This is a genomic window from Flavobacterium aestivum, assembly GCF_026870175.2.
GTDB lineage: Bacteria > Bacteroidota > Bacteroidia > Flavobacteriales > Flavobacteriaceae > Flavobacterium > Flavobacterium aestivum.
The window spans coordinates 263,557-280,366 of sequence record NZ_CP113977.2 but is presented as its reverse complement, the minus strand read 5'-3'; the positions used below and the strand labels follow the sequence as shown (position 1 = coordinate 280,366).

Below are 16,810 nucleotides of genomic sequence, written 5' to 3'. Positions count from 1 at the left end.
AAAGCTACCTAAAGCAAAGATACGATTATCTTGTTTTTAGGCAGCTATATTTAACTAGAGATATTTTGTTTTTAAGATTGTTGCTCTTTAAAAGCTTTTAATTTTGCTGTTAATTGAGGTATAATTTCAAAAGCATCACCAACAATTCCATAATCAGCAACTTTAAAGAAAGGAGCTTCTGGATCGCTATTAATTACAACTTTTACTTTAGAAGAGTTAATTCCTGCAATGTGTTGAATCGCTCCTGAGATTCCGATAGCAATATATAAATTGGTTGCTACAGGTTTTCCAGTTTGACCTACGTGTTCTCCGTGAGGTCTCCATCCTAAATCAGATACTGGTTTTGAACAAGCTGTTGCAGCTCCAAGAACAGAAGCCAATTCTTCAACCATTCCCCAGTTTTCTGGTCCTTTTAGACCACGTCCTGCAGAAACTACGATATCTGCATCAGCAATAGAAACTTTACCTGAACCTTTTTCAACAGATACTACTTTTACACCAAAATCAGCATCGCCAATTGTTGGATTAAAATCCTCTTCAGTTAATGTTGAAGCATTTTCGAAAATACCATAAGAGTTTTTAGCTAAAGCTAATACTTTTACATCCGTATTGATTTCTGTAATGTTGAAAGCTTTGTTTGAAAATGCATTTCTTTTTACTTGAAATGGAGAAGTGCTTACTGGTAAACCAACAACATTTGAAGCGAAACCAGCTTCTAGCGCTACAGCAACTAATGAAGATAAGTAAATACTGTCTGTAGTTGATGATAGTAAAACAACTTTGGCACCTTCTTTTTGAGCTGCTTGTTTGATCACATCAGCGTAAGCTTTAGCAGTAAAACCGGCTAATTTGTCATTGGCGACTTTTAAAACTTTGTCTACTCCGTATTTTGATAATTCTGAAACATCACCTGCATTTACAGTTACAGCTGTAACGGTAGTTCCTAATGATTCAGCTACTTTTTTTGCATAAGAAGCTAGTTCTAATGCTACTTTTTTAAATTTTCCTTCTGCAGATTCTGCATATATTAATATTGACATGATGATTTGTGATTTTAGATTTTAGACTTGTGATTCTAGATTTTTGAACTTTGATAAAGATTTTAGATTTTTTTGCCATCAGCAATCAAAAATCGTTAATCTTCGATCAGTAATTCAATTTTTAGATCACCTTAGCTTCGTTGTGTAATAAATTAATTAATTCATCCAAGTTGTCAGCAGAAACCAATTTCACAGCTGATTTTGGAGCTGGTTTTTCAAATTTCACAGCTTTAGTGTTTACAGAAGCGTCAACCGGTTCAAGGATTGTTAATGCTTTTGTTCTAGCAGTCATAATTCCTCTCATGTTTGGAATACGCAAATCTTTTTCTTCAACAATACCTTTTTGGCCACCAATAATAACAGGCAATGTAGTGCTTACGGTTTCTTTACCACCATCAATTTCGCGTACTGCAGTTACATTTGTACCTTCAACAGTGATGTTTGTGCAAGAGTTTAAAAAATTATATCCCAAAATACCAGCGATCATACCAGGAACCATTCCTCCGTTATAGTCTAAAGATTCTTTTCCAGCAATCACGATGTCATATCCGCCATTCTTGATTACTTCAGCTAATTGTTTTGCTACAAAGAAACCATCAGTAGGATTTGCGTTGATACGAATAGCTTCGTTAGCACCTATGGCCAAAGCTTTTCTTAAAGTTGGTTCAGTATCTGGTCCACCAACATTAACTACAGTAACTGTAGCTCCTTGTTGTTCTTGGAACCAAATAGCACGTGTTAAACCAAATTCGTCATTTGGATTAATTACATATTGAACTCCATTGGTGTCAAATTCAGAGTCTCCGTTGATGAAGTTGATTTTTGAAGTAGTATCAGGAACGTGGCTGATGCAAACTAATATTTTCATAATTTATATTTTATAATTCGTATTTTCTTCGACAAATTTAAAAAATAAATCCAATAAAATACTATGCATGCATAATATTTTACTCTGCTATTACGATTTCGTATTTTATTGTTTGAATCGCTGTGTTTTTGTCAAAATTATTAGAAATAATGGGTTTGTTTTTGTGAATTATTGTGTAACTCGTCTGGATAAGGACTTTTGTGTTAGATAGATTTCATAGCCCAGATAGAAGTGATATCCTTTTTCTCGCTTTTTTAGCGAGGAAAAGATATAACGGATAGCTGGAAATAGCTCCTAAAAATCATAAGAATAAATCCTTGTTATTTTAAAGTAATTTATGCTTTTAAGTAATTTAAAATAATTATTTTTGCGTTTCTAAAAAATTACACACGACTAAATAATATGAGAACGATACAATTTAGAGAGGCCATTTGTGAGGCGATGAGCGAAGAAATGCGTCGCGATGAGTCTATATACTTAATGGGTGAAGAGGTAGCAGAGTATAATGGTGCTTACAAAGCGTCTAAAGGAATGCTTGCCGAATTTGGTGAGAAAAGAGTAATCGATACGCCTATTGCTGAACTTGGTTTTACTGGAATTGCAGTAGGATCGGCAATGAATGGTTGTCGCCCGATTGTAGAATACATGACTTTCAACTTTTGTTTAGTTGGAATTGATCAAATTATAAATAATGCTGCCAAAATGCGCCAGATGTCTGGTGGGCAGTTTAATGTGCCTATTGTTTTTCGTGGGCCTACTGCTTCGGCAGGACAATTGGGGGCTACACACTCTCAAGCTATAGAAAACTGGTTTGCTAATACTCCAGGGCTTAAAGTGGTGGTTCCGTCTAATGTTTATGATGCTAAAGGTTTATTGAAATCGGCTATTCGTGACAATGATCCAGTTATTTTCATGGAATCAGAGCAAATGTATGGAGACAAAGGTGAAGTGCCAGATGGTGAATATACTATTCCTATTGGAGTTGCTGATGTTAAGCGTGAAGGTACAGATGTAACTATCGTTTCTTTTGGGAAAATCATTAAAGAAGCTTATGCTGCTGCAGATGAATTGATCAAAGAAGGTATTTCATGTGAAATTATCGACTTGAGAACCGTTCGTCCAATGGATAAAGATGCGATTTTGGCTTCGGTTAGAAAAACAAACCGATTGGTAATTCTTGAAGAGGCTTGGCCATTTGCAAGTGTATCTTCTGAGATTGCTTACCTAGTTCAAGAACAAGCTTTTGATTTTCTTGATGCGCCAATTCAACGTATTACAACAGCCGATACACCTGCACCATATTCTCCAGTATTATTGAAAGAATGGTTGCCAAATGCTGCTGACGTTGTAAAAGCTGTTAAGAAAGTAATGTATAAAAAATAGAATTTTGACTCTTGAATAATTAGATTTTTAATATGTATAGACGATCTAAACTTCTAATGTTCTGAAATTAAATGTATTTGAAACTTCATCAGAAATATAAATTTGATGAAGTTTTTTTTTGACGATTATGAAAAAAATCCAATTTTTTGGTTTGTTTTTGCTGGTTGCAATTATTACCCCCATTTTTGCCCAAACGAAAGTGAGCGGTATTGTTGTTGATAAATCTAAACAGCCTATTCCATTTGCCAATGTAGTTTTTAAAAATTCCAGTATTGGAACAGTAACTAATGAAGACGGACGTTTTTATTTGGAATCTCCAAATACCTATAAAACGTTAGTAATAACTTCAATTGGTTTTTCCGAAAAAGAAATTGAACTTAACAAATCTGTCAATTATAATTTTACGGTTGAATTAGGCGAACAGGAAAGTTTGAAAGAAGTTGTCATTTATACCGGTAAAACGTCAAAAAAGAACAATCCTGCACTCGATATTCTAAGGAAAATTTGGGAAAAAAAGCGAAAAAATGGCTTGTACCAATTTGCCCAATATCAAATGGAGAAGTATGAAAAAGTAGAGTTTGATATTAACTCTATTGACAGCGCCTATAGAAAACAAAAGATTTTCAAAGGGATGGAATTCATCTTTGACCATGTAGATACCTCAAAAATTACCGGAAAAACGTATTTACCTATCTTTATAAATGAAGCATTAGTAGATGTGTATGGAGACAATAAAATACCTAAAGTAAAAGAAATTACGAAGGCTAATAAAACTTCAGGTTTTGAAGGGAATCAGCAAATTTTGTCTTTTATAAAGGATTTGTATTCGGATTATAATATCTACAATAATTACATAACATTATTTGACAAGAGTTTTACAAGTCCGCTTTCCAGAACAGGAATAGATGTCTATAACTATGTGTTAAGAGACAGTGCTTACATTGATAAAAAATGGTGTTATAATATTGTTTTTTATCCGAGGCGAAAAAATGAATTGACATTCAAAGGAGATTTCTGGGTTAATGATACCACTTTTGCCATAAAGAAAATCAATATGGCAGTTACCAAAAGTGCCAATATTAACTGGGTAAAAGACGTATATGTTGAACAGGAGTTTGATGTTTTAAACGATTCTGTCTTTTTGTTAACCAAGGATTATTTGATGTCCGATTTTGCTTTGAATAAAAAAGAGAAGTCAAAAGGGATTTATGGAAAACGAACAACCTATTACCAAAACCACAAATTCAATATAGAGAAACCAGCTAAATTCTATAAAGAGGAAGTGAATTTTGTAGATAATGAAGTATATAAAAAGAGTGAAGAGTTTTGGAATGAAAATCGTTTCGAAAAATTAAGTAAAGACGAGCAAGGCGTCTATAAAATGCTGGATACGCTGAAAACAGTCAAGGCGTTTAAGCGGCTTACAGACTTAGTGACTATACTTGCAAGTGGTTATATAAATTACGATATATTTGATGTTGGACCTATTTTCTCCACATTTGGATACAATGAAGTAGAAGGATTTAGGGTGCAATTAGGAGGACGAACCTATTTTGGGCCAAATGATCCTTGGCGTGTGCAAGCTTTTACAGCCTATGGTTTTGACGATAATAAGTTTAAGTATGGTTTTGCCGGAAAATGGATGATTGAAAAGAAAAACCGAATTATCATTTCTGGAGGAAACAGACGCGATATTGAGCAATTGGGAGCGAGTCTCACTACCACCAATGATATATTGGCTAGAAACTTTGGTTCTTCGGCCTTTTTTACAACAGGATCTAATGGCAAATTAACGAATGTAGGATTAACCAATGTTTACATTGCAATGGAGCCTATCAAAAACCTAACGTTTCAAACGGGAGTAACCTATAAAACATTAGAATCGGCTTCTCCGGTTTTTAGCTTAGACTATTATACTACTTTACCAACAGCAGAGAATCCAGCTGGAGTTGTAAAAAGTAATACAACACAATCGGAGTTTAATATTCAGGCTGAATATACGCCCAACCGAAGAACTATAGCGTATGGAGTAGAGAGAAGTATTGCTAATAGTCCTTATACTACACTCTTTGTTAACTATAGTCAAGGATACAAAGGGATTATGAATAGTGATTTTGATTATAAAAGAATTGAATTGTATTATAAGCAACCCATTATTATAGGTCCACTTGGACGTACCAATTTGATTTTTGAGCTTGGGAAAACTTTTGGAACCGTTCCTTTAGGATTAATGAGTATAGTACCGGGTAACCAGACTTTCTTTACTATAGAGAACACTTTTAGTAATCTTAATTATTATGAATTCGTTACAGATCAATATGTCACAGCCCAATGGAATCATGATTTCAACGGAAGACTATTTGCTAGAATTCCTTTTATGAGAAAACTCAATTGGAGAGAGATCGTAGGTGTCAAAGCGGCTTATGGAACCGTATCGGATGCGAATAGAGCCATAAATGCTTCGGGATTAGTATATACAGCACCAGAGAATGTTTATTGGGAATACAATGCAGGTATTGGAAATATTTTCAAAGTATTCCGTTTAGATTTTGCTTGGAGAGGTAGTTATCTAGATACACCAAACATAAATAGATTTACTGTAAAAGGATCTTTTGGATTCTATTTCTAGAATCTATTTGTTTTGTTAGTTCGTTTCGTCTATGTCAGGCTGTCAATTGCAAGCCTATTAAAAAAGATTTCTATTTTTAATCTAGGTTAAAAAACATCAAACTATGCAACAAGCTATTGACTATCTTTTAGAAAAAGATTCCATATTCAAGCACATCATAGATACGTATGGATTGCCAATAATCCCTAAAAGGCCTCAGGGATTTGAGACTTTAGTATTGTTGATTCTTGAGCAACAAGTATCAATAGATTCTGCAAGAGCCACTTTTTTAAAAATAAAATCAGAGCATACTACTTTCAAACCGGAATTATTGGTTGAGTTGTCTGATGAGGAATATAGAGCCTTTGGAGTTAGTAGGCAAAAAACGGCTTATATAAAAGCATTGGCATCGGCTATTCTGAATCAGGAAATAGATTTAGACAGTCTGCCTCAAAAATCAGCAGAGCAAGTAAGGGAGGAGCTAATAAAGATTAAAGGAATTGGTAATTGGACAATAGATATTTATTTGATGTTTTGTTTACAAGAGCCAGATCTGATTCCTTTAGGGGATATTGCAGTGGTCAATACCTTAAAGGAATTGTTGGATATTAAGGAAAAGGAACAAATGGAATTGCATACATCAGATTGGAGTCCTTATCGATCTTATGCTACTTTTTTGTTATGGCATTATTATCTCAAAAAGCGTAAAAGAACAATAGTGTATTAAGCTAAAATTTAATGAAAAAGATATAGCATATATTGTCTATATTTTATTGTAAAAAAGTATTGTTTGATTACTTTTGCACTCGTAAATAATTTAAGAAAGATATAAGAATAATGACAGCAGACAAATTAACAACTTTTGATGTATTAATCGAAATACCAAGAGGAAGCAGAAATAAATACGAGTACGATTTTGAAATAAAAAGAATGCGTTTTGATAGAATGTTATTCTCTTCTATGATGTATCCTGCAGATTACGGTTTCATTCCAGAAACTTTAGCTTTAGATGGAGATCCATTAGATGTTTTGGTATTGGTAAATGAACCAACTTTTCCTGGTTGTGTGATGGAAGTAAAGCCAATTGGAGTTTTTCACATGGCAGATGATAAAGGACCAGACGAAAAAGTAATCTGTGTACCAGTTTCTGATCCAATTTGGAATTCATTAGAAAACTTATCAGATATCAACCCACACTTATTGAAAGAAATCGAGCATTTCTTCCAAGTATACAAAGATCTTGAAAACAAAAAAGTTGATGTAGAAGGTTGGGGAGATGTGAATGAGGCATATGCTATCATAAAAGAATGTACAGAACGTTTCAATCAAATTGAAAATAAACCAGCAGGATTATTTAGTATTAAATAATTTCTCACATTAATTGAATAAAAAAAAGCAGCACTCTTCAAAGAGTGTTGCTTTTTTTGTTTAAATTGCTTACGTTTAATGTTTTATACTAACCAACCAAAAAGTAAATTTATGAATTCAATTATGATTTATGTGCCAATTTTTATGGCATTAGCAGGGCTTGTTTTTATGGCTATCAAAAAATCTTGGGTATTGAAGCAAGATGCTGGCGATGGTAAAATGAAGGAAATATCGGAACACATATATGAGGGGGCATTAGCTTTCTTAAAAGCAGAATATAGATTGCTGGCAGTATTTGTAGTAATCGCAAGTGTTGTTTTGGCAGGGGTCACTTTTATTCCGGGAGTCAAAACAAATATATTAATAGTGGTAGCATTTGTATCAGGCGCATTCTTTTCTGCCTTAGCAGGAAATATGGGAATGAAAATTGCAACAAAAACAAATGTAAGAACCACTCAGGCTGCCCGTACGAGTTTACCACAAGCCTTGAAAGTCTCTTTTGGTGGAGGTACGGTAATGGGATTAGGTGTAGCCGGTTTAGCTGTTTTAGGTTTAACCGGTTTTTTTATTATTTTCTTCCAAATATTTATGAATGGGCATTGGTCCTCTACAGAAGATATGACGGTAGTTTTAGAAACACTGGCGGGTTTTTCTCTTGGAGCAGAATCTATCGCTTTGTTTGCACGTGTGGGTGGCGGAATCTACACCAAAGCGGCAGATGTAGGTGCTGATTTAGTAGGTAAAGTAGAAGCAGGTATTCCAGAAGACGATCCTCGTAATCCTGCGACAATTGCCGATAATGTTGGAGATAATGTTGGAGACGTTGCAGGAATGGGAGCCGATTTATTTGGTTCATATGTGGCAACAGTACTTGCGGCAATGGTACTCGGGAATTATGTAATAAAAGATATGGGCGGAAATATTCAAGATGCTTTTGGCGGAATAGGACCTATCTTATTACCTATGGCAATTGCAGGTTTCGGAATTTTATTTTCTATAATAGGAACAATGCTTGTCAAAATTATTGATGAAAATGCCAAAGAAGCAGAAGTTCAAAAAGCATTAAACATAGGGAACTGGGTTTCTATTGTTTTAACGGCTGTTACTTGTTATTTCTTGGTGCAATATATGTTGCCAAAAACAATGAGTATGACTTTCTTTGGAGAGGAATCCATGGATATTTCGTCTATGAGAGTCTTTTATGTAGCACTTATTGGTCTGATAGTAGGAGGAGCCATTTCATCGGTAACAGAATATTATACAGGATTAGGTAAAAAACCAGTTTTGGCCATAGTACAAAAATCAAGTACAGGGGCAGGAACAAACGTAATAGCAGGATTAGCAACGGGAATGATTTCTACTTTTCCAACAGTATTACTGTTTGCAGTAGCTATTTGGTCGTCTTATGCTTTAGCAGGATTTTATGGAGTAGCTTTGGCGGCTTCTGCAATGATGGCTACAACAGCTATGCAATTGGCAATAGATGCTTTTGGACCTATATCGGACAATGCAGGTGGAATCGCAGAAATGAGTGAACTACCTAAAGAAGTGCGTACCAGAACTGATATTTTGGACTCGGTTGGTAATACAACGGCAGCAACAGGAAAAGGTTTCGCAATTGCTTCTGCAGCTCTAACGTCTTTGGCTTTATTTGCAGCTTATGTAACTTTTACAGGAATAGACGGAATTAATATTTTCAAAGCACCAGTATTGGCTATGTTGTTTGTTGGGGGGATGATACCAGTTGTTTTCTCAGCTTTAGCGATGAATTCAGTGGGGAAAGCCGCTATGGATATGGTATACGAAGTACGTCGTCAGTTCAAGGAAATTCCAGGAATTATGGAAGGAACAGGAAAGCCTGAATATGCAAAATGTGTTGATATTTCAACTAAAGCGGCATTGCGCGAAATGATGTTACCAGGAATTTTAACGATTGGTTTCCCAATTGGGATAGTACTTCTTGGTAAATTGGTTTACGGAGGAAACAACCAAATGATTGCCGAAATGCTTGGAGGATATATGGCAGGAGTTACAGTTTCTGGAGTACTTTGGGCTATTTTTCAAAATAATGCAGGAGGAGCTTGGGACAATGCTAAAAAATCATTCGAAGCAGGGGTTATGATTAATGGAGAGATGACCTATAAAGGATCTGATGCGCACAAAGCTGCAGTGACGGGAGATACCATTGGAGATCCGTTTAAAGACACTTCAGGACCATCGATGAATATCTTAATTAAATTAACTTGCTTAATAGGATTGGTTATGGCTCCAATTTTAGGAAGCGGAGGTAGTACAATTGATTCACAAGAGGCCTGTTGTATCAAGAAAGAAATTAGTATGAAAAAATGTCACATGGGAGAAGAAGCCATGATGATGGGGAAATGTGATATGTCTCAATTGTCTAAAATGACCAAAGAGGAATGTGCTAAGATGTGCGACAGTCTTAAGTGTTCTCCTGAGCAAAAAGAAATGTGTTTGTCTCATTATGATAAAGACGGGAAATTTGTAGCTCATAAAGGGAAAGCTTGTTGTGCTAAAAAGGCAATGTCAATGAATAATGAAATTAGAATAGAAAAAACAAATCTAAACGGAAAAGTAAGCGCAACAATTACAACCACAGTTGATGGTAATGTTGTTGTTAAGAAATTTGAAGGAACAGACGCTGAGGTACAAGCTCAGATTGATGCTGCGGAATAAGAAACATTCTTTTAATAATAAAAAATGCCTCGAAAATCTCGAGGCATTTTTTTGTAATACTAATTTTATATCTTTGGTTTTTTTGTAATTAAATCTAAATTTATTTCATTGACTAAAAGTATAAAGTGAAAGGTACTATAAAATAAACCCCTTGTTAGAAAGGTGGTTTTTGAGGTTGTTATTTCTTCCAAAAAACTTATAGAATAAATAGATTAGATTTTGAACCCCATTTCTTGAAGAGGTAAATGTAGAAGAAATGCATATTCTTTTAAAAAACGGGAAAATGGTTGGTAAAACAAAAAAGATACGTTAAAATGAATAATTTTATGACAAACAAAGCATTCGAATTTATAAAACAAAATCCAACATTAGATACCAAATTTATTGTTTCGCTAGATAATATTATTGAACTCGAAGAAAAACTAGGTTATTCTATTCCAACTTATATTAAAGAATTCTGGTTAGAATTTGGTGCTTTTCAATATTTTAATTCAAAGGAATTTACTGAAAATGATTTGAATGAAATTGTAGCGGTATATATCTATTCAAATATTGGTATTTTTGATTGTAAAATATATAGTGTCTATAATTATTTTACTGTATTGGTTGATGATGAAAACACTTCTATGTTAGGAGATAATTTTCAAAAAGAAAAAGAATTTTTAAGTAGTTGCTTTTGGATTTATTGTTTTCTAAATGAAATTGTAGATGGGAAAAAATACAATCAATTTTTTTATATTGATGCTTTAGGAAATAGTAATTCTTTTAGAATTGAAGATAATGAAGCCATTACTTTTGTTGAATTTATAGACAAACTAGTTGCTTTAAAACCTAATTATACTGATTTTTTAGATCAGCAAGAACAAAAACAAGCTAGAATATTAGCCCAAGAACAAGAAGAAATAGTTGAAGCCAAAAAAGAGGAAGATAGAAAAAAGCTAGCCAAAGAAAATTTTCTCGTTAAACATGGTTTTAAAATAAAAACCTATCAGGAAACACTTGATTTACTTGGTGTTAATAAAATGTTTGATACGTATGATGATAATGACTTTGAGGAGGATGAAGTTGAAAATAACGAACAATTTCTTTTAGATTATAACGAAGAGGATCTTGACGAAATTAGAGTCTATTACGCTGACGGTGATGTAAGTATTGATGGAGATTTTATAATTCCAAATGATAATAGCTGGAATATAATCATTGTAGTAAATGGAAATCTGGTGGTTCACGGATATAACTCTCTACGTTATTATGTCACTGGTAATGCTACTTTCGAATGGCTTTCCATGAATAATTTTCAGATTTGTCTTGGTGTAGAAACTGTAAAATACATTCAAGAACAACTAGCAGAAGATGATGAAGCATTAAAAACGTCAAGAAAAAGAAAAGTGAGTGCGCCTTACTTTTTTTCTTGGTTTTATAATCTTGACAGCTATATTTTTGATGCGAAAACCGTAATAATAGCTCTTTATGATTATGATGAACTTAAATCGTTTGAAACGGAGAATGCCATTTTTAGATGGCACGATGCGGCTTATGCTTTAAAAAAGGAGTTGTTTTATAGCTTAGATGAAAGCTGGCACGATCCTATTTTTTGGAACAACAGAGATATATTTGAAGTACTCAAAGAAGAGAAATCAATTTTTCGAGATGGTTTTGATATTTTGTGTATGCCCAGTTACCAAAAAGGAGTTGAATATAGTCAAGATGAAGATTTTGGAGCTGCATTTGTATGCTTTAATGATGTAACCAAGCAATCGCCAAATTTTTATTTAGGTTGGTTCAATTGTGGTAAAATTTTATATAAAAATAATGCTTACGTTCAGGCTATTAGCTATTTCGAAAATGCTATAAAATGTTGTCTCCCTTTTGCAGATACTGGATATGCTTATGAAAATGCTGCCAAATATTTAGCTTTTTGTTATTTGCGAAAAGGTGATTACCAAAAAAGTATTGAGCTCACAAAAGATATACTCACAAAAGTAGAAAATGACAAAGGTTTTGTTTATAGAATCCAAGCAGAATCTCATTTGCTTTTAAATAAAAACGAAGAAGCACTAAGCGATTTGGAACTGGCTTATGAGGATAATCAACATTTACCTGTTTTATGGCTCACGGGTTTGGCACATTTTCGATTAAATAATAAAAGCAAAAGCGACAATTGGCTTGCTAAAGCCAGAACAAAACAGGACAATGTACCAAGTTATGAAGAAACAGAATCACTAGAATTTTACACAGGTATAAATGTAAATTTCGATTGGGAAAACCAAAAAGTAGAAGACATCAAAATTGTACCGAAAGGACAAGATTTTTACGACGAATTTTTTAAAAAGTATCAGGATATTGCTGTTATTCCTGAGGAATTTATCACTCAGAAAATGGTGGAGTGGACTTATAATCACGACAACCAAAAAAGATTTTGGGGTGCAACTTTTAGAACTGTTCCTAAACGATTGCTGACCAAAGATATTGTAATGCTTGCGTTTACACATCCATTGCATCAACCCGATTTTATAGATGTCCCAGTTGAATTCATGGATAAAGAATTTTGTTTAAAAGCATTGAATGTTAGTTTAGAAAATGTTCCAGAGGAAATTCTCGATCGCGAAATCTATCTTGATGCAGTAGGTAAAAATTACACGAATTTAAAGTTTGTTCCCAACCAGTTCAAAGATGATGATATGTATGTCAGGGCTGTTTCATCTGGCGTTTTAAGTGAGTATTCCGGTGTTGTGATACCCAAAAAATTTGCTGAACAAGAATTTATTCTCAAAGCAATTGAAATAGATATCGATGCTTTAAATAAAATTCCAAATAAATATATCGATGCAACGGTTTTTGAAGCTGCGAAAAAATTATACGAAAATCATAATAAATGGGAAGAAACAGTAACTCAACATTCGTTTAATGGAACTTATGAATACGATACATTTGATAAGGTTTGGCCGTGTTTTTATACTGAAAAATTTATTTTAGAAACGCTGAATAAAGCAGATGAAAGAATTTTAGACATTCCATCATCACATATTACAGCAAAAATCGCTGAAGTTGCCATCAAAAAAAATTCGTATGATTTGCAATTTGTGCCTATAGAGTTTCTTACGCCTGAACTTTGCGAGAGCGCCTCCGGGAGGGACTATGGTAGCTCCATCGCATATATTCCTGTAGCTATGCGCTCTGAAAAAGTCTCTCAAAATGCAATGTCTCGAGATATAGAGAACATAAAATTTGTTCCCAAGGAATTTAGAACGAATTCTTATTGCCTAAAAGCGTTGAAAGAAAATTTAGATTTACTGGACTATATACCTTATGAAAACTATATAGCCGTAATGGATGTTTTATTAAAAGATCATCAAGATGATTTTGATAAAGAATTCTCTTATTATTATAGAGGTTTTGGATATTTATTTATCGAAAATTATGAAAATGCTATTATCGATTTTATAGCTTTAAGAAACAATCGTACGCAAGATGAAGGAGGATATGCAGAGAGTTTATACTATGAAGGTTGGGCAAACTTCAAGTTAGGTAGAATTCAAAAAGCACAAGAACTTTTTGATCAATCGCAAGTTGTGTTTAAAAAAGAATTTCCCGATGCTTTAATAGACACACCGTATGAAAGGACTCAATTGCCAATTATCCAAACAGAAATTTTCGATTTTAACCTTGAAGATTTTGAACTAAAAATTCAGGATATAAACAAGTATGTAACATGCGGCTATCCGGAAGAAGCGTTGCAAGAGATTATTGAACAAGAAAAAAAACTAAAAGAATCACAATGTTCTGATATGAATTATTGGGCAATGCTTTGGGATCACAAACGATTTGCGCTCTATGCCACAGACCGTAAGGAAGATTGCTATTCTTTTTGCAGAGAAACAATCAAAACGCTTCAAAAAGTCACAACTTGGCCATATGTCGCTTTTGATAATAACATTCGTCACGCGTTGCGTTCTATGAACAATACTTTGGCGTATCATCTTTTTGAAACGGCAACCACTTTTGAAGACATAAAGTTGGGTTTGGAACATAACAAAAAATCGTTTGTAAAAGCACCTATTGAAGATGAAGAGTGTTTCTATTGGTTTTATGAAACCAAAGCTGAATTGCTCCAAAAAGCAATTGCATTTGATGATAAATATCAAAAAGAATTAGATAAGACCATTAAAAAAATTATCAAACTAAAACTAAAGAGAAAGAGTATTCTAAGTGAAGGTTTTATTGAAAGATTTGAGATTTAAAAGGGGTAATAGCCTAGAAAAATAAAATTATATGTGGTTACCTAACATAAAAAATGCCTCGAGATATTTCTGAGGCATTTTTTATTATTAGAATAGGGGTGTTGATTAAAACAATCCTCCGTTTAATTCAGCATCAATTCTGTTAATGATGTTTCCTAAGTCCTCAGGATTGTCAACAAAATTAATATGATCAACATCAATGATCATTATTTTTCCTTTATTGTATGTATGAACCCAAGCTTCATAACGCTCGTTAAGACGGCTTAAGTAGTCGATAGAGATAGAATTTTCATATTCGCGACCACGTTTGTGAATTTGTCCAACTAAGTTTGGGATAGAGCTTCTTAGGTAAATCAATAAATCCGGAGCTTTGACAAGTGATTCCATTAATTCAAAAAGCGATGAGTAGTTCTCAAAATCACGGTGAGTCATTAAGCCCATGGCATATAGATTAGGAGCAAAAATATGAGCATCCTCATAAATTGTACGATCCTGAATAATCTTTTTTCCGCTTTCTCGAATTTGCATGATTTGACGGAAACGGCTATTCAAGAAATAAATTTGCAAATTAAAGGACCAACGTTCCATTTGATGGTAAAAGTCGTCTAAATATGGGTTGTCTACCACTTCTTCAAAATGTGGCTCCCATTTAAAATGCTTGGCTAATAAGCGTGTTAATGTTGTTTTTCCTGATCCTATGTTTCCTGCTATAGCTATGTGCATTACGGTATTACGATTTTAATATTTATAAATATCTAAGCTTGTAAAAATAGATAAAATTTAGTTTTACTGATAGAATTTAACGTGCCATTTTGTAAAATAGTATTTTTATCATTTTTTAATGAAATCATTTTATTAAGTGTTGATATTCTAACTTATAAGTGGCTTTTTTTCTCAAAAAAGCAAAAAAAAACCATTCGTACTTGCCGAATGGTTTTGTATATAAATGTTTCAAATTTTTACAATCCAAAAGCAGCTTTTACTTGATCAACAAAATCTAGCTTTTCCCAAGTAAATAAGTCAACCGTTACTGTTTTAGTTAAACCACCGGGAGCAGAGAAAGTTTTTGTTACTGTTTCTGGAGTACGTCCCATATGTCCGTAAGCGGCAGTTTCGCTATAGATTGGGTTTCTTAATTTCAAGCGTTGTTCGATGAAGTAAGGACGCATATCAAAAATAGCTTCTACTTTTTTAGCAATTTCACCATTAGTTAAATTCACTTTAGATGTTCCATAAGTTTCAATAAAAATACCCATTGGTTTAGCTACTCCAATTGCATATGAAACTTGCACTAAAATCTCATCTGCAACACCAGCTGCAACAAGGTTTTTGGCAATATGACGAGTAGCGTAAGCAGCACTTCTATCTACTTTACTTGGATCTTTTCCAGAGAAAGCACCACCACCGTGAGCTCCTTTTCCTCCGTAAGTATCAACAATAATTTTTCTTCCAGTCAATCCTGTATCTCCGTGTGGTCCACCAATTACGAATTTTCCAGTTGGGTTGATATGGTATTGAATTTTGTCATTGAATAAATGCGCGTGAGTTGGATTTTTTGCAATGATTCTTGGAATCAAAATTTCGATGATGTCTTTTTTGATTTTAGCAAGCATAGCAGCTTCTTCATCAAAATCATCGTGTTGTGTAGAAATTACAATGGCATCAATACGTGTTGGTTTGTTGTCATCGCTGTATTCTAAAGTAACCTGAGATTTTGCATCTGGACGTAAATATTTAATTTCGTTGTTTTCACGTCTTAAAATAGCTAGTTCTTGCAATAATTTATGAGATAAATCAAGTGCCAAAGGCATATAATTTTCAGTTTCATTTGTTGCATAACCAAACATCATTCCTTGGTCACCAGCACCTTGCTCTTCTTTACTTGCTCTATCAACACCTTGGTTAATATCTGCAGATTGTTCGTGAATAGCTGAAAGAATTCCACAAGAATCAGCTTCAAACATATATTCACTTTTAGTATATCCAATTTTGCGAATTACTTCGCGTGCAATTTGTTGTACATCTAAGTAAGTATTCGACTTAACTTCACCTGCCAAAATTACTTGACCAGTAGTAACCAAAGTTTCACAAGCTACTTTTGAGTCAGCATCAAATGCTAAAAAGTTATCAATTAATGCATCCGAAATTTGATCTGCAATTTTATCTGGGTGCCCCTCGCTTACAGATTCTGACGTAAATAAATATGCCATAATAATTATAAATTTAAAAATTAGTCGAGAAAAAATAATTGCTGGGAAAAGGACTAAAGGAGAGTTTCTGCTTTAGCATTTTTTCTACTGAAAATTTTTCAGCATCCATAATGAATTCGTTTCATTATGAAGAGGTTGCAATCAGTTCAAATTTTTCCTCTGGTATTCGGGTGCAAATGTATGAAACCATTTTGAATTGCAAATTATTCTTTTACTTTTTTTAATTTAATTATGAGGATTTTAACATGTTCTACTAAATCCATAGAATTTGTAAAAATAATTTGATTTTTCTTTGGTAGATTAAAAAATAGTTTGCAAATTTGCCTCAACAAATAAAGAAAACATGAAACTAACGATTTGCAATATGTGTTGTATGATGTGGAAAATTTCCGCAG

General features: G+C 33.6%; 10 protein-coding genes. 6 read left to right on the top strand and 4 right to left on the bottom strand.

Translation table 11 applies throughout. From position 1 onward, the window contains the following. Nucleotides 1-71: 71 nt before the first annotated feature. Complete coding sequence (locus OZP08_RS01320) at nucleotides 72-1,040, bottom strand: electron transfer flavoprotein subunit alpha/FixB family protein (RefSeq protein ID WP_268847974.1); 969 nt, start codon at nucleotides 1,038-1,040, stop codon at nucleotides 72-74. A 121-nt stretch (nucleotides 1,041-1,161) separates the two neighbouring features. Next, complete coding sequence (locus OZP08_RS01315; RefSeq protein ID WP_281322800.1) at nucleotides 1,162-1,908, bottom strand: electron transfer flavoprotein subunit beta/FixA family protein; 747 nt, start codon at nucleotides 1,906-1,908, stop codon at nucleotides 1,162-1,164. Between the two features lie 402 nt (nucleotides 1,909-2,310). Here OZP08_RS01315 and OZP08_RS01310 point away from each other — a divergent pair, with 402 nt between their 5' ends. The 6 genes from OZP08_RS01310 (at nucleotide 2,311) to OZP08_RS01285 (ending at nucleotide 14,205) form a co-directional block, all read left to right on the top strand. Beyond that, nucleotides 2,311-3,291, top strand: a complete 981-nt coding sequence (locus OZP08_RS01310) for a pyruvate dehydrogenase complex E1 component subunit beta (protein WP_281322799.1) — start codon at nucleotides 2,311-2,313, stop codon at nucleotides 3,289-3,291. A gap of 127 nt (nucleotides 3,292-3,418) precedes the next feature. Further along, nucleotides 3,419-5,920 (top strand): DUF5686 and carboxypeptidase-like regulatory domain-containing protein, encoded by a 2,502-nt coding sequence (locus tag OZP08_RS01305; protein WP_281322798.1) that lies wholly within the window; start codon nucleotides 3,419-3,421, stop codon nucleotides 5,918-5,920. Nucleotides 5,921-6,023: 103 nt separating this feature from the next. Next, entirely contained in the window at nucleotides 6,024-6,626 is a 603-nt protein-coding gene (locus OZP08_RS01300; RefSeq protein WP_268847973.1) for a DNA-3-methyladenine glycosylase family protein, read from the top strand. A gap of 110 nt (nucleotides 6,627-6,736) precedes the next feature. Beyond that, nucleotides 6,737-7,267 (top strand): inorganic diphosphatase, encoded by a 531-nt coding sequence (locus tag OZP08_RS01295; RefSeq protein WP_268847972.1) that lies wholly within the window; start codon nucleotides 6,737-6,739, stop codon nucleotides 7,265-7,267. Nucleotides 7,268-7,378: 111 nt separating this feature from the next. Then, the gene (locus OZP08_RS01290) at nucleotides 7,379-9,964 is read left to right on the top strand and encodes a sodium-translocating pyrophosphatase (protein WP_281322797.1); all 2,586 of its coding nucleotides are present in this window, start codon (nucleotides 7,379-7,381) and stop codon (nucleotides 9,962-9,964) included. Between the two features lie 326 nt (nucleotides 9,965-10,290). Then, complete coding sequence (locus tag OZP08_RS01285) at nucleotides 10,291-14,205, top strand: hypothetical protein (RefSeq protein ID WP_281322796.1); 3,915 nt, start codon at nucleotides 10,291-10,293, stop codon at nucleotides 14,203-14,205. A gap of 105 nt (nucleotides 14,206-14,310) precedes the next feature. Here the strand turns inward: OZP08_RS01285 and OZP08_RS01280 are convergent, their stop codons facing one another. Beyond that, entirely contained in the window at nucleotides 14,311-14,928 is a 618-nt protein-coding gene (locus tag OZP08_RS01280; RefSeq protein WP_268847967.1) for a deoxynucleoside kinase, read from the bottom strand. A 236-nt stretch (nucleotides 14,929-15,164) separates the two neighbouring features. Further along, the gene (gene metK / locus OZP08_RS01275) at nucleotides 15,165-16,415 is read right to left on the bottom strand and encodes a methionine adenosyltransferase (protein WP_268847966.1); all 1,251 of its coding nucleotides are present in this window, start codon (nucleotides 16,413-16,415) and stop codon (nucleotides 15,165-15,167) included. Nucleotides 16,416-16,810: the final 395 nt, after the last annotated feature.

What these genes read in the sequence shown, in the direction of transcription:
- metK (WP_268847966.1), bottom strand. Translation starts at nt 16,415, where the DNA reads ATGGCATATTTATTTACGTCAGAATCTGTAAGCGAGGGGCACCCAGAT.
- OZP08_RS01280 (WP_268847967.1), bottom strand. Translation starts at nt 14,928, where the DNA reads ATGCACATAGCTATAGCAGGAAACATAGGATCAGGAAAAACAACATTA.
- OZP08_RS01305 (WP_281322798.1), top strand. Translation starts at nt 3,419, where the DNA reads ATGAAAAAAATCCAATTTTTTGGTTTGTTTTTGCTGGTTGCAATTATT.
- OZP08_RS01295 (WP_268847972.1), top strand. Translation starts at nt 6,737, where the DNA reads ATGACAGCAGACAAATTAACAACTTTTGATGTATTAATCGAAATACCA.
- OZP08_RS01315 (WP_281322800.1), bottom strand. Translation starts at nt 1,908, where the DNA reads ATGAAAATATTAGTTTGCATCAGCCACGTTCCTGATACTACTTCAAAA.
- OZP08_RS01310 (WP_281322799.1), top strand. Translation starts at nt 2,311, where the DNA reads ATGAGAACGATACAATTTAGAGAGGCCATTTGTGAGGCGATGAGCGAA.
- OZP08_RS01320 (WP_268847974.1), bottom strand. Translation starts at nt 1,040, where the DNA reads ATGTCAATATTAATATATGCAGAATCTGCAGAAGGAAAATTTAAAAAA.
- OZP08_RS01290 (WP_281322797.1), top strand. Translation starts at nt 7,379, where the DNA reads ATGAATTCAATTATGATTTATGTGCCAATTTTTATGGCATTAGCAGGG.
- OZP08_RS01285 (WP_281322796.1), top strand. Translation starts at nt 10,291, where the DNA reads ATGACAAACAAAGCATTCGAATTTATAAAACAAAATCCAACATTAGAT.
- OZP08_RS01300 (WP_268847973.1), top strand. Translation starts at nt 6,024, where the DNA reads ATGCAACAAGCTATTGACTATCTTTTAGAAAAAGATTCCATATTCAAG.